The organism is Metabacillus flavus, from assembly GCF_018283675.1.
In the GTDB taxonomy this organism is placed as follows: Bacteria; Bacillota; Bacilli; order Bacillales; family Bacillaceae; genus Metabacillus_B; species Metabacillus_B flavus.
In genome coordinates this window covers 3,506,123-3,529,602 of sequence record NZ_JAGVRK010000001.1, presented here as the reverse complement: position 1 = coordinate 3,529,602, position 23,480 = coordinate 3,506,123, and the positions used below count along the sequence as shown (strand labels likewise).

General features: G+C 42.0%; 27 protein-coding genes and 1 pseudogene. 20 read left to right on the top strand and 8 right to left on the bottom strand.

Translation table 11 applies throughout. The features are described from left to right. Positions 1-192 precede the first annotated feature (192 nt). The 6 genes from J9317_RS18095 to J9317_RS18070 all read right to left on the bottom strand — a co-directional run bounded on the left by J9317_RS18095 (position 193) and on the right by J9317_RS18070 (position 5,833). Positions 193-528, bottom strand: a complete 336-nt coding sequence (locus J9317_RS18095) for a hypothetical protein (RefSeq protein WP_211561222.1) — start codon at positions 526-528, stop codon at positions 193-195. 16 nt (positions 529-544) lie between these two features. After that, on the bottom strand, positions 545-2,482 hold the full coding sequence (locus J9317_RS18090) for a DUF6792 domain-containing protein (RefSeq protein WP_211561221.1): 1,938 nt from the start codon (positions 2,480-2,482) through the stop codon (positions 545-547). Positions 2,483-2,490: 8 nt separating this feature from the next. After that, complete coding sequence (locus J9317_RS18085) at positions 2,491-3,096, bottom strand: hypothetical protein (RefSeq protein ID WP_211561219.1); 606 nt, start codon at positions 3,094-3,096, stop codon at positions 2,491-2,493. Between the two features lie 624 nt (positions 3,097-3,720). After that, on the bottom strand, positions 3,721-4,380 hold the full coding sequence (locus tag J9317_RS18080; protein ID WP_211561217.1) for a hypothetical protein: 660 nt from the start codon (positions 4,378-4,380) through the stop codon (positions 3,721-3,723). Positions 4,381-4,510: 130 nt separating this feature from the next. Further along, positions 4,511-5,167, bottom strand: a complete 657-nt coding sequence (locus J9317_RS18075) for a hypothetical protein (RefSeq protein WP_211561215.1) — start codon at positions 5,165-5,167, stop codon at positions 4,511-4,513. A gap of 33 nt (positions 5,168-5,200) precedes the next feature. Further along, complete coding sequence (locus J9317_RS18070; protein WP_211561213.1) at positions 5,201-5,833, bottom strand: hypothetical protein; 633 nt, start codon at positions 5,831-5,833, stop codon at positions 5,201-5,203. Between the two features lie 190 nt (positions 5,834-6,023). On the opposite strand from J9317_RS18070, the gene J9317_RS18065 reads away from it, so the two are divergent. Continuing rightward, entirely contained in the window at positions 6,024-6,464 is a 441-nt protein-coding gene (locus tag J9317_RS18065; protein ID WP_211561211.1) for a cell wall hydrolase, read from the top strand. A 101-nt stretch (positions 6,465-6,565) separates the two neighbouring features. On the opposite strand, the gene J9317_RS18060 is transcribed toward J9317_RS18065, so the two are convergent. Together J9317_RS18060 and J9317_RS18055 are read right to left on the bottom strand one after the other, a co-directional pair. After that, on the bottom strand, positions 6,566-7,078 hold the full coding sequence (locus tag J9317_RS18060) for a Uma2 family endonuclease (protein WP_347880569.1): 513 nt from the start codon (positions 7,076-7,078) through the stop codon (positions 6,566-6,568). 148 nt (positions 7,079-7,226) lie between these two features. Next, on the bottom strand, positions 7,227-7,643 hold the full coding sequence (locus J9317_RS18055) for a VOC family protein (RefSeq protein ID WP_211561207.1): 417 nt from the start codon (positions 7,641-7,643) through the stop codon (positions 7,227-7,229). Between the two features lie 210 nt (positions 7,644-7,853). Here J9317_RS18055 and J9317_RS18050 point away from each other — a divergent pair, with 210 nt between their 5' ends. The 19 genes and pseudogenes from J9317_RS18050 (at position 7,854) to J9317_RS17960 (ending at position 23,389) form a co-directional block, all read left to right on the top strand. Beyond that, a complete protein-coding gene (locus J9317_RS18050; RefSeq protein WP_211561204.1) occupies positions 7,854-9,227 on the top strand; it encodes an acyclic terpene utilization AtuA family protein in 1,374 nt (457 codons plus the stop codon). Then, entirely contained in the window at positions 9,211-9,522 is a 312-nt protein-coding gene (locus tag J9317_RS18045; protein ID WP_211561202.1) for a DUF4387 domain-containing protein, read from the top strand. Before J9317_RS18050 ends, J9317_RS18045 begins: the two co-directional genes overlap by 17 nt. A 90-nt stretch (positions 9,523-9,612) precedes the next feature. After that, complete coding sequence (locus tag J9317_RS18040) at positions 9,613-10,512, top strand: ABC transporter permease (RefSeq protein ID WP_211561200.1); 900 nt, start codon at positions 9,613-9,615, stop codon at positions 10,510-10,512. After that, positions 10,513-11,391 carry a carbohydrate ABC transporter permease gene (locus J9317_RS18035; protein WP_211561198.1) on the top strand — a complete coding sequence of 293 codons (879 nt, stop codon included), beginning with the start codon at positions 10,513-10,515 and terminating at the stop codon, positions 11,389-11,391. Between the two features lie 37 nt (positions 11,392-11,428). Then, positions 11,429-12,883 carry an extracellular solute-binding protein gene (locus J9317_RS18030; protein WP_211561197.1) on the top strand — a complete coding sequence of 485 codons (1,455 nt, stop codon included), beginning with the start codon at positions 11,429-11,431 and terminating at the stop codon, positions 12,881-12,883. A gap of 12 nt (positions 12,884-12,895) precedes the next feature. Beyond that, positions 12,896-14,047, top strand: a complete 1,152-nt coding sequence (locus J9317_RS18025; RefSeq protein WP_211561196.1) for an ADP-ribosylglycohydrolase family protein — start codon at positions 12,896-12,898, stop codon at positions 14,045-14,047. 18 nt (positions 14,048-14,065) lie between these two features. Continuing rightward, a complete protein-coding gene (locus J9317_RS18020) occupies positions 14,066-16,168 on the top strand; it encodes an ADP-ribosylglycohydrolase family protein (protein ID WP_211561195.1) in 2,103 nt (700 codons plus the stop codon). A 322-nt stretch (positions 16,169-16,490) separates the two neighbouring features. After that, positions 16,491-16,814 carry a DUF5381 family protein gene (locus J9317_RS18015; protein WP_211561193.1) on the top strand — a complete coding sequence of 108 codons (324 nt, stop codon included), beginning with the start codon at positions 16,491-16,493 and terminating at the stop codon, positions 16,812-16,814. Between the two features lie 114 nt (positions 16,815-16,928). Further along, positions 16,929-17,273 carry a flagellar protein FlaG gene (gene flaG, locus J9317_RS18010; protein ID WP_211561191.1) on the top strand — a complete coding sequence of 115 codons (345 nt, stop codon included), beginning with the start codon at positions 16,929-16,931 and terminating at the stop codon, positions 17,271-17,273. A 24-nt stretch (positions 17,274-17,297) separates the two neighbouring features. After that, a complete protein-coding gene (locus J9317_RS18005; RefSeq protein ID WP_211562496.1) occupies positions 17,298-18,791 on the top strand; it encodes a flagellar hook-associated protein 2 in 1,494 nt (497 codons plus the stop codon). Between the two features lie 16 nt (positions 18,792-18,807). After that, on the top strand, positions 18,808-19,209 hold the full coding sequence (gene fliS / locus J9317_RS18000; protein ID WP_211561190.1) for a flagellar export chaperone FliS: 402 nt from the start codon (positions 18,808-18,810) through the stop codon (positions 19,207-19,209). Continuing rightward, a complete protein-coding gene (gene fliT / locus J9317_RS17995; protein ID WP_211561187.1) occupies positions 19,209-19,559 on the top strand; it encodes a flagellar protein FliT in 351 nt (116 codons plus the stop codon). The genes fliS and fliT overlap by 1 nt, the downstream gene beginning before the upstream one ends. A 236-nt stretch (positions 19,560-19,795) precedes the next feature. Further along, a pseudogene (locus J9317_RS17990) lies at positions 19,796-20,230 on the top strand (hypothetical protein); the annotation flags it as partial. Positions 20,231-20,244: 14 nt separating this feature from the next. After that, entirely contained in the window at positions 20,245-20,808 is a 564-nt protein-coding gene (locus tag J9317_RS17985) for a DUF5381 family protein (RefSeq protein ID WP_211561182.1), read from the top strand. A gap of 116 nt (positions 20,809-20,924) precedes the next feature. Then, positions 20,925-21,137: a hypothetical protein gene (locus tag J9317_RS17980; protein ID WP_211561180.1), complete on the top strand. Its 213-nt coding sequence runs from the start codon at positions 20,925-20,927 to the stop codon at positions 21,135-21,137. Between the two features lie 117 nt (positions 21,138-21,254). Further along, positions 21,255-21,638, top strand: coding sequence for a DUF8042 domain-containing protein (locus J9317_RS17975; RefSeq protein ID WP_211561179.1), 384 nt, complete (start codon positions 21,255-21,257; stop codon positions 21,636-21,638). A gap of 332 nt (positions 21,639-21,970) precedes the next feature. Further along, a complete protein-coding gene (gene hpf, locus J9317_RS17970) occupies positions 21,971-22,540 on the top strand; it encodes a ribosome hibernation-promoting factor, HPF/YfiA family (RefSeq protein ID WP_035404754.1) in 570 nt (189 codons plus the stop codon). A gap of 172 nt (positions 22,541-22,712) precedes the next feature. Beyond that, positions 22,713-23,018 carry an antibiotic biosynthesis monooxygenase family protein gene (locus tag J9317_RS17965; RefSeq protein WP_211561177.1) on the top strand — a complete coding sequence of 102 codons (306 nt, stop codon included), beginning with the start codon at positions 22,713-22,715 and terminating at the stop codon, positions 23,016-23,018. Then, positions 23,015-23,389, top strand: a complete 375-nt coding sequence (locus tag J9317_RS17960; protein WP_347880540.1) for a globin family protein — start codon at positions 23,015-23,017, stop codon at positions 23,387-23,389. The genes J9317_RS17965 and J9317_RS17960 overlap by 4 nt, the downstream gene beginning before the upstream one ends. Positions 23,390-23,480: the final 91 nt, after the last annotated feature.

The following is a 23,480-nucleotide window of genomic DNA, read 5'->3' as shown; positions in this document are numbered from 1 at the left end:
TTTTAAGTTTTTTAAGATAAGAACTATAACAATCTGGGAAAACGTGATTCATAACGGTAAAGAATATTGTTATAGCATACTGTTTTAAGAAAATTTATTTTAGAGAGATTTGCCGGTATTTAGATTTTAATCAGTATTACTGATAATAAACCAAAAAAGACTGCACAAACACAGTCTTCCAACTATAAACCTTTAAACTAAAGCCACCGCTTCCTTATCCTCCTCATAATAAATCGTCGTCATCTGCCGGTTCATGTTGTTAACAAAGCTGCTGTATTGGTAGGCCAGAGCGGTCATAGAGGCTTTTTGCTGGGAAATGGCATCCTCTTGGATTTTTTGGTGCTGCTGGATTTTTTCGCTTATTTTATCGACGAGTTCGCCTGATTGGGCTTCCATTTCGGTTTGAACGGTTTGGGTGAGTTTTGTTCCGGCTGCGTTTAGTTCATCAAGCAGACTATGGAAGGTCCCGGCTTTATGGGTAAGATCCTGTTCCGGCACAAGCTGATGCAGGAAAGACAGCTGCGGCATTTTCATCCCTCTTCTCTTAAATTAGCTTAAACATTGAGGCTACTTTTTGGTCCTCTTGAAAGAATTTTTCAACAGAATTTTTAATTTGAATGATTTGTTTGACTCCTGCTTCCTGTTCGGTTTCATGGTAGTGGAATAGCTCTTGGAAGGTTGCGGTGTTGGCGGGAGGAATTGGGTAAATGGTTTCCTGGACATCAATTTTTGTTACTTTATAAACGGTCGTGCTGTATCCAAGCCTGCTTTGGGCCCAGCCAATATCAGAATCTGTTGAGGCAATCGCCTTCATCAGCGTACCTTTTCTTCGTGTATAATCATCTGTATACTCTCGATGGTACGCTTCTTTTAACTGCTTAAGAAGGTTATTCTTTTCCTCATAAATGTTTAGGCCTTCCTTATAAAGGCGGAGGGCGGAGGAAAGGTTAATCATAATTGGTTTGCCTCCTACCATTTTTGCTTTAAACATATCGTCGCCTTCATATGAGAATCCTTCTAAAGAAAGTGCGCTGATTACAGCATCCATAAGGTGAGCTTCTGTTGCCATTCCGAACTTTTCCATCAGTTCTTCAAGAATCGTCTTAATGGAACCAAACCCTGCCTTAAATTCATTAAATTCGGTTTTAATGATATCCGATGTGTTCATTAATACCTCGATCTGCTCTAAAAATCCTTTAAGGTCGCCATTTCGAAGCCTTTCTAAAGTGGCCACATCCCCAATGTTTTCGATAGCAGCCTTCATCGTCTCAAGGTTGTCGACCATCCCGTCTATGACTGATTCGATTTTTTCTCTTTCTTCAGCAGAAACGGTTCCAACTATTGATAATAAGGCAGGCAATTCATCCTTCAGACTTGTCACCTTATTTATCATCAGCGCCACATGATCCTTCATTGCAACAATCGTTTTCGCAACGGTTATTGCATTCTCGGCTCGTTCGATAGGATTTAGAGTAGTAAGGTCAAGATCTTTAAGAGTTTCAAAGGATTGATCCCAAAACTTCTTATCGTAGCCAGTCACCCCGAAAACAATCCCGTCAATGCCATCCTTTTCGTAATAAGGAGCAATCTCTGCAAGCTTCTTTTGGATAACTGCGAGGTCCTCATCGGATACGTTATCAAGCACATCTTTAAGTCCATCAAAATCCGGATTTGTCTCAATTATTTTACGATCTCCGAAAAACAGAAAGCCTCGAAAACCGGATATGGCAAAGAGGATCTCATCTGCAGATGTTGTGTGGTGGATGTTTTTACCACGTTCTTTGTAGTAGTCGGTGGCAAATTTTTCGAGATCAGCGCTAGGGATAGAGTAAATGTCATTAGGATTTTTTATATTGAATTTGTTCCTAACATTCAGCAAAAAATCTTGGTCAACATAAGCAAGTTGATAGGCGCTTGGAGGCGCGTCGTTAAAAGTATAAACTTTCTTGAACGCCCCATTTTGAAGCTGAAGCATTTGAATCAGATTTCCTCCAAGTGAATGGCCTAGTCCATACCGTTCTAAAGGGGGGATTGAAGAATTTCCTGTCTTGGATGTAATCTCTTTATTTACGTTTTCCGCGAATCGGTTAGCGTGATCAAATTGAGCACGGTCTCTGCCAGTATAAATTCCAAATACATTATATAACCAATCCAGTGGTTTTCCTGCTCCCGCATCCTCTCCCATCTCACTGCCTCTGGTGATGGTGTAGGATTGGTTGATTTTTTTCTCCGGATCATAAAAGTGGATAACCGTTCCATCGAAACCTGAATCTTCAGCATTCTGATACTTTTTTGAACCCGAATGATAGATCGAAATTTCTGAGGGAGGGGCTTCACCTGTTTCTTCGATATAAATTTGACGGACCTTTTCTTGAAATTCTTTTATTTGGGCTTCTGATGGATTTTTTGGAATGTCATATTCCAGTTTGGTAATCCGGGCCCGCAAGGTTTCGGTTGACAGCAGCTCTTTATTTGAATTCATTTTGACACCTACTTAAACGTAACGGATTCAATTATTTTATTAGCAATTTGCTCATGCTTTTCCAGATTCGAAACGCAGGACTTATCCGATTTCTTGCAAGTTGCACTGTACATGAAGCGTACACCTTGATTACCATCTTTGGCTTTTATAAAACTAAAGTAGTTATAGGCAATTGCATCATCCAGGTCAGTGGTTTTTTTGCCATAGTAGATGCTTCGGTCCTCTTTGTTTACTTCTTCATATTTTCCATCATAACTGACGGAGGTTGACAGTAAATCTAGATTGGCTTCAATGTCTTTTGTAATGGGAAGGTTCTCGTAAATGCTTTGGGTGATCATATCAGCCTTTTCCAGAGTTCCGGTAAACATGACGGCTTCCATGTCATTTCCCTTTCGCTCATTGCCAAATTCATTGGATAAGACCGCTTCTGCAGGAAAAAGCATGGAATAGCCCCCGGTTTTTGACTTGAATTCAAAAAAACCTTTTTCCTTCTCTTTTGTAGAGGTTAAATAGCTTTTTGTAAACTCATCTTGTACTGCTGCTGCTACTTTCGGGGTTTCGCTTGAAGTGCCTTCCCCTTGAACAGCCTTCTTTTCAGGATTACTCTCACTCATGCCGCAGCCCCCAATAATAAGTAAGTTAAGTATAATGCCAAGTTTAATGAGCCGATTCAAAATTTTGCCCCCTCAAATGTCACAAATCAATACATTTAATTACTACCACATATTCCCACTGTGCAACAATATAAAACGGACATTTGCATGATTTCGATTCTTTTATCACGGGAATTTAGACCTCAATTCCAATGCAGATTAGGTTTTTGGTCTGATGACTGTCTATTGCAGGGACTATTCTTGTTCGTAAAAATGTTGAGTTCTTTCATTTTTCATTAGGCTCTGTTAAACTTGGTTGTTGATTGCAGTTAGCAGGCGATCGCTTTCCGCGGGGCGGGCGCTGAGCCTCCTCGCCGCTTTGCGCCTGCGGGGTCTCACCTGTCCCGCTGCTCTCAGCTCGGAGTCTCGCGCCTTCCACTCCAGTCAACAGATGTTAAAAATCAACATTAGACTTTAACAGAACCATTCATTAAAATCTTTGGATACAGTCACATCGTAAGGGAACAGCACTGAAATAATTCCACCGTGCTTGAAGTTTTCGGTCTATTGTATTCCAATTTTGCGATACGCTCCGTAATTACGTCTGAAGACAATACTTGTTCATTATGCTTAGTATCCATTTGGTCACTTCCTGTTAAAAGTGATGGAATGTATTATTTTTTTTGCTATTCTCTCTTGTTCCTCTGCGTTACCTCCGCAGCTCTCATTGCTTTTCTTACATGATGCTCCATAAATGAAACGAACAGCCTGATCCGACCTGTTTCCTTTTATATAACTTATATACTTGTAAGTAGTATAATCTTCTGACTCCATCGTCTCTTTTCCATAATAGATTGTTTTAGAGTCTTCCTTAGATTCACTATAGGAATCTTTATAGCCTGATGAACTTGATAATAATTCTAAGTTTTCTTCAATATTTTTTGTGATTGGGTTGTTTTCATAGGTAATCTGAGTGTCTATGCTTGCTTGATCAATTTCAGCACCATATATGATGGCTTCGTAAAAATCTTCATCTAATTGGTTTCCGAAGTCTTTTGAAATAACAGCTTCAACTGGGAGAAGCATGGTGTACCCACCTGTTTTTGATTTGAACTGATAAAAACCTTTTTCCACTTCTTTAGTTGAGGTTAAATATTCTTTGGTGAAATCATCTTTTAATGCTGGTGTCTCTTGCTGAATGCTTTCTTTTTGCCCAGATTTCCCTTCTGAAACTTTTTCACTCTTCCCACAGCCTCCGATAATCAGTAAACTAAAAATTGCATAAATGCTTTTATTTAATTTCACAATGAAACCCCCTCAAATACCACGAATCCATACATTTAATTACTCCCACATATTCCTACTATCCAACAATATAAAACGGAATAAGTTTGGGCCTAGACGAAAAAGAAGGGATGAACCAGCCGCCGTTCGTTCACTCTTGATTAAAGGAAACAGATTTCATGATTCTAATAGCATCCTGTTCAAAAGTATTCTCCTTTGACATGCAGGTTTTATTATCTTTTTGGCACGTAACTGTATAAACGATACGGACAGCTTGATTGCTCTTGTCAGCTTTAATAAAGCTCAAGTAGCTGTAAGTAACTGCCTTTTCGATATGGATGGTTTCTTTAGCGAAATACTTCACTTTTCCATCTTCTTTTGCCTCTTTAAAAGTTCCTTTATAGTCGATTGATGAAGACAATAGGCTTAAATTAGGGTTGATTTTTTTCGTATTGGAATTGTTCTCATAAGTAATTTGAGTGTCAATGCCGGCACCATCTACCTCTGCCCCATATAAAATAGACTCATATTCATTATCGTGCTTTTCGTTGCCGAAGTTATCGGAAATGACGGCATCTTTTGGAAAAAGCATGGTATATCCATTCGTCTTGGACTTAAATTCAAAATAGCCTGTTTCCACTTCTTTGGCTGATGTCAAATAGCCCTTCGTATAGTCATCCTTCAAAGCCGCTGGCTGGGGCTTATTATTTTCTCCTTGGACCTGTTTTGTGTTTAGTGGTTCATTCAATCCGCAGCCTCCCAAAATGACAAATGCAAGTGCTGCAATCAGGCTAAAATTCCTTTTCAAGGCTGGTTCTCCTTTCAAATATCGTGATTATTTCTATTTGAAATTTACGGAAGTCATAACTTTTAATGCAGTGTTCTCTAAATCTTTCACATTTGATTGACAGCTTTCGTCGTTTTTCTTGCATCTTGTGTTAAAAATGAACTCAACAGCTTGATTGCTGTTGACTGCTTTGATAAAGCTGAGATAAACGTAAGCCTTTGAATTTTTTAATTCTGATGTCTTTTTGGCAAAATAGATTGTTTTTCCTTTTGCATGAATCTTCTCGTAAGATCCATCGTAGCCTGCTGACAGAGACAGCAATCGCTGTTTTTCTTCAATGTCACTAGTGCTTGGTTTATTTTCGTATGTAATTCGGGTGCTTATTGACGCCCCTTTTAGATTATAGCCATACATAATTGACTCAAATTCATTCTCTCGCTTTTCGTTGCCGAAATCCTTAGAGATTACTGCATGAACAGGAAAAAGCATCGTATACCCGCCTGTTTTAGATTCAAATTGATAAAAGCCTTCTTCAACAACTTTCGCTGAAGATAAATAGCTTTTTGTATATTCATCTTTTACAGCCGGATCAGCACCAGATTTGGTTGTGTTGGAGGCTTCGTTCGAACGGCAGCCTGCTATTACAAATAAAGATATAAGGATTAAAAAGATTTTATGTAGATTCATAATTTCCTCCAAGGCAGGTTATTACTTTCATAGTATAGGTAAAATTTACCTCAAGCAAATTCCAGGCTGGTTTTTTGGAAACTGCATTGATAAGGGGACGATATCAGAAGCATTGGATAGACAAACCAGTCCAGCCGCTATTCAGACATCATTCCATAATCCCTTCATAAACTATCCTGAGGTGAAGAAAATGCCCAGAGTGAAATATACAGATGCCGATGTTGCCTTGATGGCGAGGATGATGAGAGCGGAGGCGGAAGGGGAAGGCCAGCAGGGGATGCTGTATGTGGGAAATGTAATTGTAAACCGTGCAAAAGCCAGCTGCTCGGATTTTAAAAATGTCCGAACGATCCGGCAGGTCATCTTCCAGGTGCAAGGCGGGAACTATTCATTTGAGGCTGTTCAAAAGGGAAATGTTTTTTATAACAGGGCGAGGTCGGTGGAAAAAAGACTGGCTAAAAAGAATCTTGATTATTGGCGGGATCATCCGGCCAAGTATGCCCTATGGTATTTTAATCCTTATGCACCATGCCCCCCAACCTGGTATAGTCAGCCAAAATCCGGCCAATTCAAGAAACACTGCTATTACGAACCAAAAGCTGGAACCTGTGCCAGTGTGTATAACGGATAGAGGCTCTGCCTTGGAGAGGCCGGCGGGTGGAGTTGGCGGCTCCGGGGCTGTAGTCTTTTTTCAAACTAAGCAAATTCGGAAAATTAACGAAAGCTGTTTCATTAATCCTCCGCAAATATCAAGTCCATGGAAAGAGTGATAAAAGGAAATTGACTGGAATAAATTTCGCCGTTATCACGAAATTCCTGTGCCGTATATCTGTTTTCAGTTAAATAAAAAACTTCAACCATTCGATAGGCAGGGTCAATGATCCAATACTCTTTTACTCCATGCTTTTCGTATTTTTCTTTTTTTATATTCCGGTCTTTAAAGGCTGTACTTGGTGACAGAACCTCAATGACTAAATCCGGGGCACCATTGCATCCTTTGCTTGTCATTCTTGTTTTATCACATACTAAAAAGACATCCGGCTGCACGACATCCTCCTCTTCGCTAAGAAAGACATCCAATGGAGCTGTAAATACACGGCATGATTTATCCTTCAAGCATCCTTTAAAAAGACTCCCGACATTCAGCACAATAGACTGATGATACCAGCTGGAGGAGGGTGTCATACTATAGGGGCTTCCTTCAATTAACTCCCACTGTCCATCCCAGGAATTCCAATCATGAATCGTATATTTTCAATTTAAGTCAGGAGTTTTCATGGTAACCCCTCCACGGTTATTTGTTTTCATTTTACCATTCTCCCCATATTCTTTCTTGTTTAGATGCTATCAAAAAGCCAGCTCACCATCAAAAGGGTAGCTGGCTTTTTTGCTGTTACATTTGTGCCTTTTCAAAATTCAAATCCCACGTCACCCCAAACGGATCCGTTACCTTCGCATATTTCGCTCCCCAGAACGTGTCCTGCAGCTCCATATGTACGGTTCCTTTTTTCGTTAGTTTTGAGTAAATGGTTTGAATTTCTTCTTCGCTTTCCATTTCGAGAACGTGGGTGATGTTGGATCCCATTGTGACTGCGCGGTCAGAGGTGGCGTCAGACACCATGAAAAATAGCGGTCCTTTTTTAAAGCGAGAATGAAGAATCAGTTCATCTGCTTCTGGTGGAGTAGGGAAGTTTGCCTGGCCGTACGTTTGGACGTCTGAAACTTCTCCTTCGAAAAGTTCCTTGTAATACTCTAGGGCTTCTTTTGCGTTTCCGTTGAATGTCAGGTAAGGCGTCGCTTGATGCTTCATTTTAAACACTCCTTTTAATGGTATTCACTCTTTTATTCGTGCTGCTCCTGCTATTTTCCTTCTTATAAATAAGAACTTTTGTTCGGTTTACTTTCGACAAAATCACCCTCACCCTTGACTGGAAAAAGAATTACAACTACTATTATTTGTAACCGATTACATATCATATAGTAGTACAGCAGTCTATTACTATATGAGGAGGCCGCCGCTATGGCCGATTTGGTAAGAATTCTTTCACCGTGCGGGATGCTTGGGTACGGATTTCCTGCTTCTTCTTTTCTGAAGGGGCTTGAATATGATTTGCATGGCATCGTTGTTGATGCCGGTTCAACCGATGCAGGCCCCCATAAGCTTGGTGCAGGCGTGTCAATTGTCAGCCGAAGGGCAGCGAAAAAGGATCTGGAGCTGCTGATTACTCACGGTCTCCCAAGAAAAATCCCGATTATTATGGGATCTGCGGGGGGAGCGGGAGCGAAGCCGCATCTGGATTGGACATTGGATATTATTTATGAAATTTTAGCCGAGAAAAAGCTATCAGCCAAAATCGCCTTTATTCCGGCGGACATTCCTCAGGAAACCGTTTTGAATGCGAATAAGCATTATCAAATTCAGCCACTCACACCAAACATCCCAGCCTTAAACGCAGAAACGATCCTGCAAACCCATTCCATCGTTGCCCAAATGGGGCATGAACCAATTTTAACTGCATTAGAGAATCATAGTGACATCATTGTTTGCGGACGGGCCTATGATCCGTCTCCCTTTGCTGCAGTTGGTCTTTTTCATGGAAAAGATCCCGGACTCAGCTATCACCTTGGGAAAATATTAGAATGCGGGGCCCTTTGTGCCGAACCGGGGACGACAAAGGATTGCATTCTTGGAACGATTACCGGGGATTCCTTTACTGTCCAGTCACTGAATGAGAAGAGAAGGTGCACTCCCGTCAGTGTGGCCGCCCATACATTTTACGAAAAAGAACACCCATATATCCTTCACGGTCCAGGCTTCACTCTCGATTTAGAGAAATGTACTTTTGAAGAAAAAGAGACAGGGGTCGTGGAGGTGAAAAACAGCCGGTATCAATCTTCCGATGAATACTGGATCAAGCTTGAAGGGGCAAGGAAGGCAGCCTATCGCACCTTCGTCCTTGCGGGGATCCGCGATCCGCTTCTGCTAGAGCAGCTTGAAAGCGTCGAGGAACTTGTTGTCCAGCAGACTGCGGAATATTACTCCGAAATTGATGCGGAAGAATATGAAATCCGTTTTTATCATTATGGGAAGAACGCGGTTCTGGGCGAAAGAGAACCTGTTCCATTTTTCGGTCACGAAGTCGGGGTCATGTTTGAGGTACTGGCGCAAACGCAGGAGCTTGCGAGCAGTATTTGTGCAACGGTCCGGTCTACCTTTTTGCATTTCGGCTATGAAAACCGGAAATCAACCGCCGGCAATCTGGCGTTCCCGTTTGCACCGAGTGACATTGAATTCGGGCCGGTTTACGAATTTTCGATTTATCATTTGATGAAGGCATCGGGGGATTTCTTTACCGTGCATTATGAGGAGGTCGCTGATGGCTGCTCTTTATGAACTGGCAAAAGTGATCCGCAGCAAAAATTCAGGGCCATTTGAATTGACGCTTGATATTCTGTTCGATTCAGCCGGCACGTACGAAAGGGTAAAGAATTCAGGTGAAATGACCCCCGCTGCAATCTCGAAGCTATACGGTATAGACGAGTCGCAGATCCATCATTTTGTGTTCTTTGATCAGGCACTCGGCATTAAAATCACGATGGCGCGGACCGTTTCCTCCGGGACGATCGGCGACCGGGATGTTTATGGAGCCCAGCAGCATGCTCCGCTTTTCTCCATTGAAATAGATTGACAGGCAAAACCCTTTACAGGTTTACGATCTTAAAAGATACAGATTTTCTACCGTGCACGTACTCTCTGCCTGAAAAGGAGCTGGATTTGGATGCTGCAGACTAAATGGAAATGGATTAAACGAGACTGGGTTTTATACGTCATGCTGATTCCGGCACTTATCTATTTCATTACCTTTCATATCGTCCCGCTGATTGGGATGAAGCTTGCGTTTCAGGACTACAGGATTCTTGGTGATCATCAGTGGGTGGGGCTTAAGCACTTTGAGGTGCTCTTCAGCTCCCCGGCTTTTTTTACCGTTTTGAAAAATACGATCATCATCAGCGCCATGAAGATGATTTTCTTCTTCCCGGTGCCAATTCTTTTATCCATTCTGATTAACGAAGTCCGACATGGGAAGTTCCGTAATTCGGTGCAGTCGATTATTTATCTCCCTCATTTCCTTTTATGGGTTGTCATCGCCGGAATTTGGATAAGCCTTCTGAATCCGGAGGACGGCGGGGTCAACCTGATCCGGAACTTTTTTCAGCTGCCGTCGCTCGATTATATGACAAGCAAGGACCATATCCGCTGGGTGCTCGTTTTCTCGGAAATTTGGAGAAGTGCGGGCTGGGATTCGATCATCTACCTGGCGGCAATTATGAAAATCAGTCCGGCCCTTTATGAGGCCGCTCGCATTGACGGGGCTTCAAACCTCCAGCAGCTGAGGTACATCACCATTCCGGAGCTGTCCGGAACCATTATCACCGTGTTCATCCTGAATCTTGGCTTCTTCATGAATGCTGGATTTGATCAGGTGTTTAACCTGATGAACAACTCGGTGATTTCCGTGATTGATATTTTGGACACGTATGTATATCGGATTGGTCTCGTAAACGGACAGTACTCGTATGCAACGGCCGCGAGCTTGTTTAAAGGGGTCATCGGTACGGTCCTGATTCTGGGAACGCATTTTATTTCCAAGCGGCTTACCGGAAGAGGGGTGTGGTAAATGAAGAAATTAACGCCTTTCACGGTAACGGTGTATACGCTCCTGCTTCTGCTGTCTATATCGGTGCTCATTCCAATCCTGAATCTCCTTGCGATGTCCTTTTCAGATCCATTAAAGGTACAGGCGCTTGGCGGATTGGATATTTTGCCGAAGGGCTTTTCTTTGATCAACTATCAGGTGCTGTTCTCTAATCCGCTCATCGTCCGAAGTATTTTCAATACCGTGTTCCTTACCGTTGCAGGAACGGCGCTGAATCTCTTTTTAACAGCAATGGCCGCTTATGTGCTCTCAAGGACGCACTTTGTCGGCAAAAGAGCGGTCCTCATCCTGCTCATCATCATCATGGTATTTGAACCCGGTCTCATTCCGGAATATTTGCTTGTAAAGGATCTTGGTCTTCTCAACACCTATATGTCGCTAATCTTTTACAAAGCCATCAATGTTTACTATTTGTTCATCCTGATCCGCTTTTTTCAGGATGTACCGGACAGCATTTTGGAGGCAGCTAGAATCGATGGCGCCGGGCACTTTCGTATTTTTACAAAAATCATGCTTCCCCTATCAAAGCCAGGGCTTGCGACACTCGGTCTGTTTTACGCCGTGTACCACTGGAATGAGTATTTCCGGGCCACCATTTACATCACGGATCCGAATAAATGGCCCCTTCAGGTCGTCCTGCGGCAGTTTGTCGTTCAAAAGGATAATGCCTCACTGCTTGGTGCTCAGAATGTATTATCGTATGACAAAATAGCGAGTCTCGATTTTGCTTCCCTTCAGGCCGGCATGATCATCGTTTCCATGCTGCCGATTCTCATTCTTTATCCGCTTATTTTGAAGTTTTACGCTAAGGGTGCATTTGAAGGAGGTGTTAAGGATTAAAGTAGGCTTTCATATACCATTTCAAGGGGGAACAGGGATGAAAAAACTAGCAGGTTTGTTTGCGGCAACCGTTATGATGTTTACAATGGCCGCGTGTTCAAATGATCAGGCAACGACGACGGAAAGCAAGAAAGGCACAATCAAGCTTGTTCTGAAAGATGAGGATCCGTCCAATCCGGCTACTCAGAAGTACTTCAGCAACTTGGAGAAGGCATTGAAAAAGGATGAGAAGCTGGACGTGAAATTTGAACTTGTTCAAATGCCGCAGGGGAATTATGCGGAAAAGCTGAATTTGCTTCTTTACAGCGGTGACATTCCGGACATGATCTATTTTCAGGGAGGCGATCAGCAAATTGCCGATCAGGACCTGCTTGAGGATCTGACGCCGTACATTGAAAAATCAAAGAATCTAAAATCAATCATGGAGCCATACAATGAAAAGAGGATGAAAAATTATCCTTACCTGCTGTGGATCAAGCCGCTGGATTTAAAAACACCGGTCATCCGCAGTGACTGGTTCAATCAGCTGTCATCTTCAAAGGCTCTCATGGCGGACCCTACACCTGAAAATTACAAAGCCTTTTTCAAAGAGCTTGTTGAAAAAGCACCTGGCGGAGGCAAGCCGAAAAATGCGATCACGGCAGCCGGGGATATTGCGGAACTGGATTATATCTTCAACATGGCATTCGGGCTGAATCAAACGTGGCTGAAAAAGAGCGACGGAACGTATGAGTATGCGAAGGTATCAGAGAAGGAGAAGGCTAAGCTTGAATTCTACAGTGAGCTTTACAAGGAAGGCCTTCTAGATCAGCAGTTTGCAACAAAGCAATGGGATACAAAGGAAAAAGCTTTTTACGATGGAGATTCCGGGGTACTTGTCGGAACGAACGGGAAGGTAATTGACATTTATAACGGGAAAATGACGCAGGTGAATGGCAAAGAGGCAGAGCTGACCGTGCTTCCTCCGGCAAAAGGAGAGTTCCAGGGCTACGGTGCAACGGATATTTCAAAGGAATCCCGCGGGATCGCGATTTCCTCCCAATCTAAAAATAAAGAGCTGGCCTTTAAGGTTCTCGATTACCTTGCCAGTCCTAAAGGACAAATGCTGGACCGCATTGGATTTGAAAATGAGCATTATAAAATTACGGATGACCAAATCCAACTGACGGAGAAATATTACAGCGAATGGTACGCGCGATTCTGGGAACCCGCGGATTTCAAACCGGAAAAAACGCTGAAAACGCCGCTCCTATCCAAGCCTGCTGAAGAATCGGCAAAGCTGGTGCAGCAATATTACAGCGAGGACAACAAAGTGATTTTGGATGAAGAGTCTTCGGCAAAATGGGATGCAGCGGAAAATCTGTATAAGGAATTTTCAGCCGATGTCATCACAGGGAAACGCCCGATCAGCGATTTTGATACGTTTGTGGAAGAGTGGAAAAATGCGGGCGGAGATGAGATCACGAAGTTCGTGAACGGAAAACTGAAGTAAGGAGCCAACATCATGATTCCATTTCAGGTACGCGTGAAAGGCGTAATTTTTGCAGCAGCACTTGGGGATGCCCTCGGTGCCGCTGTTGAAAAATTGTCCTACCAGGAAATTAAGGCAGCTTACGGACGGGTGGAGTCCCTCAATATTCCCTGGTACAAAGCCAATGCGGATGCAGCGGTGACACTGGGGAAGAAAAGAGGATTCAGCATTGTTACGGATGATACACTGATGATGGGCGCCTTGATGCGCGTTTATATGAAAGAAGAGCGGCATTTGGATGCTTACGATCTCGCGAATGAATTTGTAAAAGAGATTGCCTACCGCAAAACGTATATTCCTGAATTTGGACGAGAGGCACTCATGATTGAGCGCCTCTTTTATCCGGAAAAATACATTTTCACCCGCCATGCGCTGGCCAACTGCGAGCCAAGAGAAGGCGGCATCGGCAATATGGTCAATTGCGGGGCGGCTATGTATATCGCGCCGGTCGGGATCGTTAATGCCGGAAATCCTAAAGGTGCCTACGACGAAGCGATTCTTTTTGCGATGGGTCATCAGAACAGCTATGGACTGGAAGCGGCAGGGGTACTAGCAGCCTGTGTGGCGAAGGCGTTTGAAGATGGGACAACGGTTGAAGGGATTGTAGATACAGCAATTCATTTCGCTAAGGATGGAACAAAGCAGGCAATTATAGCTGTAACGCGGGAGGCAAAACTGTTGCGAGATAAAAAGGCAGATATGGATGAAGTGGTCGACTTGCTGCAGCATGTGATGAAAGACTATTCTCCGATGGGAGATGACGTTCACCGAAGTGAAGGGAAAGCGGGTCTGCCATCCAATCACTATACACCGAGCCGTCTTTTCTCCATTGAAGAGCTTCCGATGGCCCTGGCCTTTATCGTTCTGAATGACGGAGCCTTTTATCCTTCGATGTATGACGGCATCAACTCAGGCCGGGATACGGATTCCATCGGTGTCATGATCGGCGCTATACTTGGAGCTCTGCATGGGGATGAAGTGATCAAAGAGGAGGATCGAGTCCAGCTGGAGAAAGCAAATCGAATGGATTTTGCCGGCCTTTCCAGCCGGTTTGCAAAAACAGCAAAAAAAATAATAGCCAAAGATCTCGAGCTGCATACCTATAGAAAGAAGTACCTGACCTAGTAAAAGGGAGGGGTCTGATTGCAGACAGAACAATACCTCGAAAAGGTGTATGCAGGATTTCTTGGAATGAACATCGGGATTCGGCTCGGGGCTCCTGTTGAACCACGGGAATGGACGTATGAGAAAATACGGGACGTTTACGGTGATATTAAAGGATATATAAAGGACTACAATATGTTTTCAGCGGATGACGATGCCAATGGACCGGTGTTTTTTATAAGAGCATTAATGGATGATGCTGTTGATCGCGAGCTTGAGCCGCATGATGTGGGAAGAGCGTGGCTCAATTACTGCCGGGAAGGGATTGGAATGCTTTGGTGGGGCGGAGAGCAGGTCAGTACCGAGCATCGTGCCTACTCGAATCTGAAAAAAGGAATTCCTGCGCCGCAATCCGGTTCGGCTGAACTCAATGGGCTGGTCCTTGCCGAACAGATTGGCGGGCAGATATTTATCGATACATGGGGTCTGATTTTTCCAGGCAATCCGGAAAAGGCCGCAGAGTACGCAGAGAAAGCGGCAAGCGTTTCCCACGATGGAAACGGATTGTACGGCGCCAGGTTTATTGCAGCTTGCATTGCTCGCGCTTTTACAGCAGACTCTATGGAAGAAATTATAGAGTGCGGACTGTCTCAGATTCCGGAAGAATGCGAATATGCAAGGCTCGCAAAAGCGGTTATTTCCTTTTATAAAAGAAATCCGGATGATTTCCGCCTTTGCTATCACTATGTGGAGGAGGAGTGGGGCTATCATAAATACCCCGGTGAATGCCATATCATCCCGAACGCGGGCGTATGCATTCTCTCCCTTCTATACGGAAACGGCAATCTCGCCAGGACGGTTGAGATTGCAACAATGTGCGGCTGGGATACAGATTGCAATGCTGGGAACGTGGGAACCATCTGCGGAGTATTTAGCGGTTTAAAAGAAATTCCTCCCCATTACAGAAAACCGATTAACGACACGATCGTCACCTCCAGCGTTTCAGGCTACTTGAATAGTTTAGACATCCCCACGTTTGTAAAGGAACTTGCCCTGCTCAAATATCAGGTGGGCCGCGAAGAAACGCCTCGTCATTTAAAAGAGGCCGTAAAGCACGGAGAAGTTTACTTTGATTTTCTTCTCCCAGGTTCCACGCATGGTTTTCGAACAAACAATCCGTTCAAAGCCATACTAAGGCACTCACGAGAGAAAGGGTTCCAGAACAAAGGAAGTCTCGAAATTCTTTTCGATCGTATGATTTCCGGCGATAGCAGCCGTGTATTCTGGAAGCCATTTTACCGAAGAGAAGAATTTAACGATGAAAAATACAAGCCGGTCTTCTCACCGAAAGCATACAGCGGTCAAACCGCTTCAGCCCAAATCTTCCTCGATCAATGGCGCGGCGAAAAAATCATTCTCACCCCTTACGTACGCGATACCTTTACGAAAAAAGAACAGGACCTGGCTCCAATTCAAATGAAAAACCAATCCTGGCATGAAGTGAAATTCATCATTCCCGATACAAAAGGCTCCCTCATCGACGAAATCGGCTACAAAATCAGCAGCGACTCCCCATCCTATAACCGGGCCTTCGGCAAGCTTTTTATCGATGAATTTCATATTTATGGAGCAGCCAATTACACAATCGATTTCTCCAAGCAGTGCAGGGAATTTCAATCGGTAACCCCTTTTGCTCATCATAGGGGGGAGTGGAGCTTGGAGGGGAACGCCCTTAATTGTAAATGTGCGGATAGCTGCTCCTCGTTTACCGGGAACTACTATTCTGCTGATTACTCCTATTCTGTTGACGTTACCCCTATGGAGGGAACGAGCCATCTGATCCTTTTCCGGGCTCAGGGCATAATGCGGCATTACCTTGCAGGGTTCGATGGAGAAGGAAAAGTATCATTGATCCGAAATGATTTTGGTTATGAAAAGTTGGAAGCGGTTCCTTTTGAGTGGGAACATGGGATAACGTATACGTTTCGTATTGATTGCAGCGGATCAGTATTTCATTTTTTTATTAATAACCAACTAGTGCTGGAGGCAGAAAATGGCCTTTTTACACATGGGATGTATGGTTTAGGATGCCTGAAAGAAGGGGCAAGCAGCTTTCAAAATATTAAAATTCGAACTCTTTAACTTATAGAAAGCATTCGTTAATAAATATAGCGGGTGCTTTTTAGGTTTCCGAACTAGATATGGATCAGTTTAATTGAATTGCTTTACTGTTAATTTAATGAAGAATATTTGTGGGGAAGTTTATAGAATCATGAGGAAAATTGAAAGGGGGAGAATGGTTTGGAATCACTAAATAACCATAACATCATTGAAGTTAAAGCAAATTCCAGAATGTCTAGAATTGGGTTGATCGTTACTGTTTTTGTAATAGTGATTTGTCTTTGGTTTACTTATGATTCTCTAATTTCAGGCTTGAAATATAGTCTATTGGGGTTTTTAGGCGGTGTTTCAGGCACATTTTTTTCTCATTCATTCAGCTCCTGTTTTCTTCAACAAAGATAAAATTCTTTTTAAAAATGCTCCTGAACCTAATGGGAGAATTGAATCTAAAGGCAAATATGTCAAGATGAAAGACATCAAAGATATCATGATCCAGCATAAGGGAGCTACTTTACGTTCCTGGCTGTATTATGACTTGGTGATTTTTACTAAACAAAATAAAAAGGTGCTTATTAAAACTTACAACGTTCTTCATGAACAAGATTTTATGACATACAAAAGAGATTACATCGATCCTTTCATAAACAAGGAACAATTTAAAATTTAATAAGAACGAATCTTTAACCTCCTCCTCCAAAAGGAGGTTTTTTCTATTTCCCCTCAACAACTCCCCAAACTCTCCGATATAAGTTTTAGATGATTAAATGGAGGAGTGTCCACCATGGCTGTAAATTCGATTTCGACTCAAGCAATGCCTCGTATGCAAGACACAGAAGCGGTAAAAACGAATCCTGTAAAAGACATTGAATCAGCTTATCAAGTGAAGGAAACTCCACCGGTTTCGAAAGAAAAGCTTGAGAAAATTGTTGAGAGCTTAAATGAATTTATGGCGCCGGCCAATACTCATACGGAATTTGTGCTTCATGAAAAGCTCAACGAGTATTATGTGACCGTTGTGGATGATGTGACAAGAGAGGTTGTTCGTGAAATTCCCAATAAAAAGATGCTGGATATGTATGCAGCGATGACGGAATTTGTGGGATTGTTTATAGATGAAAAAAGCTAAACAGGACGGTGAGCAATAGTGGCAATGAGAATCGGCGGATTGGCAAGCGGAATGGATATCGATACGATGGTCAGTGATTTAATGAAAGCAGAACGGATGGGTGTCGATAAGCTAAAACAAAAGAAAACGACGTTTGAGTGGCAGCGCGACAACTACCGGGACATGAACAAGCTTCTTAAAGAATTGGATGATATGCTGAGTCCGATTAATAAAAATTCACTTGCGCTCCAATCCACGTTTAATAAGAAAGCAGTCAGCAGTTCAAATGAGGGTGCGGTTAGTGCGAAAGCGATTAGTGCGGGAGCTAATTTTTCTACTTCTATTGAGGTCACCAGTCTGGCAACTTCCGCTTCATGGAAGGGCACGAAAGCCCCAGTTGTTGAAGCAGGTGCAAAGGAGTTAATGTTCAAGGTAACCGATCCTGGTACTTCTACTCCAAGAGATGTAAAAATCTCGATTGCAGTTGGAGATACACTTGATCAAGTACTGAATAAAATCAACTCGTCCTCTCTAGGCGTATCTGCTATAAAGGCTAAAGTGACGGGAGATACTTTTGAAAGTATCATTATGACAAGCAGTAAAACAGGGGCGAGCGGGGCGATTTCTTCCACAGATGCAAATACACAGTCTTTTATGAAAAGCCTGGGATTTTCTTTTTCGGGAAACGACCTTGCGAAGGATCCAACAAAACTGGGAAGCAACGCGACGATAAAATTAAATGGATATGCAATGGATCAAGCCTCCAATACGTTTACGATGAACGGCGTGGAATATAATTTAAAACAAAAGACAACCGAGCCCGTGAACATCTCAAGTACAACAGACGTTGACAGTATTGTTGATTCAGTCGTTAAATTCGTAGATAAATACAACGAAATTATCGGGAAAATCAACGGTGAGATTTCTGAAGACCGCTATCGTTCCTATCAGCCGCTGACAGATACTGAGCGTGAGTCCCTCTCAGATAAGCAGGTTGAGCAGTGGGAGGAAAAGGCTAAGAGCGGCCTCCTTAAAAACGATTCCATTCTTGCATCAGGTTTAAATAAAATGAGAACGGATTTCTATGCACCGGTTACTGGTACAGGAAATGTCAGTGGATATACCCAGCTTTCTGACATCGGTATTAAAACAACGTCCAATTACATGGAAAAAGGCAAGCTCATTATCGATGAAACAAAGCTGCGTGAAAAAATCCAGGCCAATCCGAGTGCGGTATTTGAGCTGTTTAACGCGAAGGGTACAACTCCTGAGACATCAGGTCTTGCCGGCCGCTTGCGTGCTACCATTAAAGATACGATAACAAAGGTTGAAGCAAAGGCTGGAAACAGCTTGATGACGACTCAAAAGTTTTCCATTGGAAAAAACTTAGACAGCCTTGATACACAAATTGATCGATTCGAAGACCGTTTAGTTCAAATCGAGGATCGCTATTGGCGCCAGTTTTCGGCAATGGAATCAGCTATCCAAAGAGCCAACGCACAATCAGCACAGCTAGCCAACTTCGGCGGCGGAAATTAATGAGGAGTGAAACAACTTGGCAGTAAATAACCCATACCAGGCTTATCAGCAAAATTCTGTGACGACCGCATCCCCTGGCGAATTGACTCTCATGCTGTATAATGGCTGTTTAAAATTTATTAAACAAGCGCGTACGGCTATGGAGCAAAAGCAGATCGAAGCCAAAAACACGAGTCTTCTAAAAGCGCAAAAAATCATTCAAGAGCTTATGGTTACTTTAAACATGGACCTTAAAGTTTCTAAAAATATGATGTCCCTTTATGAATATATGAACCGCCGTCTTATGGAAGCAAACCTTGGAAATGATACAAGCATTCTGGATGAAGTAGAAGGGTATGTGACCGAATTCCGCGATACATGGAAGCAAGTGATCCAGATGAACCGCCAAGCGCAATTCAAGCAGGGCGGCTCGATTTAATGAGCTCTGTATTAGAGGTTCACACCCTTACAGCGCAGCTGCTGAATTTACTTGATCAGCCTGCAAAACAGGATGAACGGGATACCTTGATTCAGCAAATCGACAACAAGCTTAATGAGCGGGAAGCTGCCATGAAGCAAATTGCAGCTCCATTTACAGACCGCGAAAAAGAACAGCTTCATGAGATTAATGAGTGGAACAAAGAGATCGTTCAGAAAATGAGCATAGTAAAAACTATTATCCAGGCAGACATGCAGCGCTTGAAAAAAACCAAGGATGGGGCGAACAAATACGTAAACCCTTATCAGTCCGTTCAAGCGGATGGGATGTTTTATGATAAACGGAAATAAGGTGAAACTCTCTCCCGGTTTGGGCAGGGAGTTTTTTTATTTGGGTATATTTTCCTCTATAAAATGTGTTGATATGAGTCTTTTTGGACTGCTAACTGAATTTATTTTTCCTTATAATGGATTTAAATGTATAATGGGATGAATTGGGTTTTTTATCCTATTAAAATGGGAATATATAAATAAAATTAACTTTTACATATAAAGGAGTTAACACATGGTAAAATGAAGGCCAAGTACACCGAATTACGGATATCTCCGATTATTCTATCCATGAAAAAATTACGGATTTTTTTGAATTGAAAGAAATGAAAGAAAATGACAAAGTATTAATTCACTGGAATAAAGAAGAGTTTGAAAAACTCCTATATATGTCTAGTGAGGGTACTTTGGAAGAGCTTCAAGTTTCAATTGAACAAGAAAATAATGCTCAACTCAGTATATTTGCCAATGACCTTTACAATAGAAAAGGAAAGATGGATAGCATGCTAGAGTTGGAGTATGATGAACATAACAATCCCCTTATAATAAGTGTGACATTTGTTATACCGGGTGAATCACATACGTGGATGATTACTGGTGCTGCTGAAAATAATTTTTCATTGCAGACTTTCAATGATAAATTTGTAGAAAAAGCAATTTTGAATAAAAAGACTGTCTCAGCGCAAACTTAAGGAGGAATAATTCTTTGCAGGGTATTTTTCAGATAAAGGAAAACATAGTTGAAATTAGAACAAAAAACTTTCATATTATATGGGGATTGCTTGCCACTTTAGGTACTTTCATTGCAAGCCTAATATTATTTATTCAAGGCATTAAATTTGAATCCAGTTATTCTCTAATTTATATAGCAACTTCTTTTATTGGTATGCCTTTTGGATTGATAACATTCCTATGGGGAGCGCCGGGATTTTTTAGCAAAAGAAAAACCATATTAATAATTAATAAAGGGAAAACCCTTGCATCAGCCGTAAAGAATAAAAGGACAGTAAATATTAGCGACATCAAAGAAATTAGGATGGATCGGCATTTCTTTTCTCTTAGTGGAATTATCTATGAAGATATTATTATAATTACACGCTCTGGAAAAAGAAAACGGATTCCTTCTTATAACTTAGTAGGACCTGTAGTATTTGATCGGTTTGTACGTGATTATATTCTGCCATATATGGATGAAAAAGACCGGGAAGTTTGGCTGCAGAATAATAAAGGCTTTTATTTTGCTGAATCAAGTAATAATGTCTCTAAATAAAAATCAAGAAGAACCTCAACAGCGCTCTGCTAAAAGAGGTTCTTTTTGTAGAAAATAGATATATTACTAGCCATTCAGATTAACTGTCAATCTACATTCAATAAAAGGGAGATATTATGGAAAAAGGTTATTTTTCTTCTCTAAAAGATTATCAAAATAAATATAAAAAACCTGTACCGCCCAAGAAAAAAAAGAAAAAAGAATCCAAAGATGGCTGTCTCGACGGCTGTGCAGATGGCTGCTGCAGCTTTGATGGCTGCATGCCGCTTATCATGATCCCTGTGCAAATTGCCTTTCTGGGTCACTGGCTGATTGATAAACTCATTTGAAAATGAAGTGTTTTTGGATAATAATGTTAATCTAATGTGCTCCTTGCTATCAACAATCCCTCCATTTAGCCGATATAAAATATAGTATAAATGACCTATATATCGAGGGTGGATGACTTGAACGCGTATGAGCGCTTTGAATTGTATCATTTCTATTATCACTTGCTGAACACAGTTCAAGAAGGGCTGGATTATGTGCTGGAGAGCTTTCATAAACTTGAATTGACAGAGGCAGAAAAGGTTTTTTCTGATATTATGAGGGCTTTTTATCACATTGACAGTTCAAACGTGCTGATTATGGATTCAGTAGCGGAGGAGGATCCGTTACTGCTTCATGAAATCAGAAGGTTTGATGAGGTCATTAATGAACTGGATCATTTGGAGTTTATGTTTTTTCAGCCGCTGACGTATGAAACGTATTTAAAAGATCGCCTGGCTCCTGTGTTTGTATTGTGGAAAGATGGCATACAAAAAAGGCTTCAGCCGTATATCTTGCAATAGCCGCTTGGAATCCAGGCGGTTTTTTGTTTGATGAGTCTTGAAGATTGTCGAAAAGTCGATATATAAAAATAATAGCCGATATATTTTCATTGCGGTCGATAAATTCTGATAATAGCCGATAAATCCGTATAATAGCCGATTTCGGGCTGCATTGGGGGCTGGAGCACGCTGCTATACCTTCTCTATCCCTTCAAAAAGGTCAAAATCCCTAACCATTCTGCATGATTTTACAAATTTCACGATTCCTTCACACTAATTTTACGTTTGAGCAGGAATCCAAGAGGGGAAAGTAGAAATAAGTTTACATATCCTTTACAAAGGAGGAGTTTTTAATGAGATACAGTGTCAGAGGGGAAAATATTGAGGTAACTCCAGCTTTAAGAGATTACGTGGAGAAGAAGATTGGGAAGCTTGAAAGGTACTTTCAGGAGTCCGTGGATGCAGATGTTCACGTGAATCTCAGCTACTACAGTGATATGGAATCCAAGGTGGAGGTTACAATCCCAATGACGAATCTCGTCCTTCGCGGCGAAGAGCATAATGAGGATATGTATGCGGCAATCGATCTTGTAACGAACAAGCTTGAGCGCCAAATTCGAAAGCACAAAACAAAGGTTAATCGCAAGTTTCGTGACCAGGATTCAGCTAAGCTGATGTTTGCGAATGGGAATCCTGTTGAGACGCCGACTGCCGTTCAGACTCAGGAGGAAGATGAAGACACGATGGAAGTCGTGAGAACGAAGCGCTTCACGTTGAAACCGATGGATAGTGAAGAAGCCATTCTGCAAATGAATATGCTGGGTCATAACTTCTTTGTCTTTACGAATGCAGAATCGAACCGGACAAATGTTGTTTACAAGAGAAAAGATGGCAAATACGGCGTGATTGAGCCGAACGAATAAGATTCAACAAGAAAGAGGCGCCGATCAGTCTGCGCCTCTTTTTTATGTGGGAAATTGGTAACTCATACCTATACTGAAGGTTAGATTGGAAAAATCTTTCCTGTCAAGGTTGTATGCTCCAGCCTGAATATATGTTAGGTTGAAGAGAATACAAAAAGAGGAGATGGAACCGTTGTATATTGTTCATTCTACATTTAACGTACCTGAGAATAAAGCAGATGAGGTCATTTCCATTTATAAAACAAGATCGAAAATGGTTGATCAGTATGAAGGTTTCCGTTCCTTTCAGCTCCTTCAAAATGAAAAGAAAAAGGGAGAGCTTACGGTTCAAATTGAATGGGAAACGAAAGATTATTATATGAAATGGGTCCAAAGCGACGCCTTTAAAAAGGTGCATGAGCATGAGAAAAACTACCCTGATCAAGAGCTTGCAGCCATTGTGCCGACCGTGAAAAAGTATGAGGTGGTCGCTAAGTGAACAAGCAAATTTCCGATAAAATTATAATGCAAGTGGTGGAAGGCATATATGAGCAATACCCTGAACTGCTTGAAAAATACGGTGAGACAGGAAAGCGGAAATGCCGTGAAGATAATGAGCATCATTTAAAGCACCTGGCCACAGCCTATGAAGCGCAGATGCCTAAAATTTTTACTGATTATGCTGTTTGGCTGAACAACGTTTTAACGTCCAGAGGGATGAAAAGTGAGCATTTAATTGACAACTTCGAGCGTATTGAAAAGGCGCTGGAAGATGTTGAGGTTCCTGAGAAAGATTCATATTGTCATTATTTGAAGGAAGCAAACGATTTGCTTTCCAATCACCAGCTGAAAGGCTCAGGTCAATCCTGAGCCTTTTTTAGATGGGATATTTGCTTACAGGAGTGTGGGATAATTTCAATCTTTCACGTATAAATGAGATAGGTGGCAAAAATTAAATTTA